The organism is Moraxella sp. (genome assembly GCF_024227015.1).
Lineage (GTDB): Bacteria > Pseudomonadota > Gammaproteobacteria > Pseudomonadales > Moraxellaceae > Moraxella.
The window spans coordinates 1-716 of sequence record NZ_JAAELD010000232.1; the positions used below are offsets into that span (position 1 = coordinate 1).

Here is a 716-nt window from a genome sequence, read left to right on the forward strand (position 1 = left end):
CCGCAGACACACGCGGACAATTCGCAGACGACATTTTTTGCCCGGGGCAAAGAGAAGCTTCCCGTCAAATAGTTAAATGATTTGGCGAATCGACGGCCGATGAATGCCTCCGCAGGCAATCGAGACAAACGTCTGCGTCTGTCGGCGTGTGTCGAGTGAGCAAAGCGAACGGGCGGTTCATTAAAATGCGATCAACCATGTGTAACCTTAAAATCGGTATGTACCAACTAAATTTGGAGAAAAACCAAAAATATATCAATTACGATTACGCGCACAAGCACGGTAAAATGACGCCAACCTCCAGCTTGTACTTTCCGGATAACCCTATTGCATAATTTAGGTTTAATTTGATTTGAGCGATTATGATTTGACGTCAGCGACGTAGTAAGCTAACTGTCTTATATTCCAAGTATTAAATACAAGACGCAAACAGGGGCTACGGTTCGAGGACCGATGAAACAAGCATCCAGGCAACACATTCAAATGCTGCAAGATTTAAAATATGACGACTTTCTGCCGGTGTTTGACGGGCTGAGCGCAGGGATCATCATCGTGGATCGCCATGGCAAAATCGTTTACTACAACGACGCCATGGCACGTATAGACGACATCGACCGCGCCGAGGCCGTCGATCATCATATCACGGAGATCTACGACCTGACCCATGAGACCAGCAAATTGATGCAATGCCTCAACACCCGGCGCCCCTTGATCGA

Annotated in this window: 1 protein-coding gene; it reads left to right on the forward strand. The window is 47.3% G+C overall.

What is annotated here, in order from left to right:
- Positions 1–453: 453 nt before the first annotated feature.
- On the forward strand, positions 454–716 hold a 263-nt coding region (locus GY683_RS05465; RefSeq protein ID WP_297287785.1), incomplete at its 3' end, for a PAS domain-containing protein.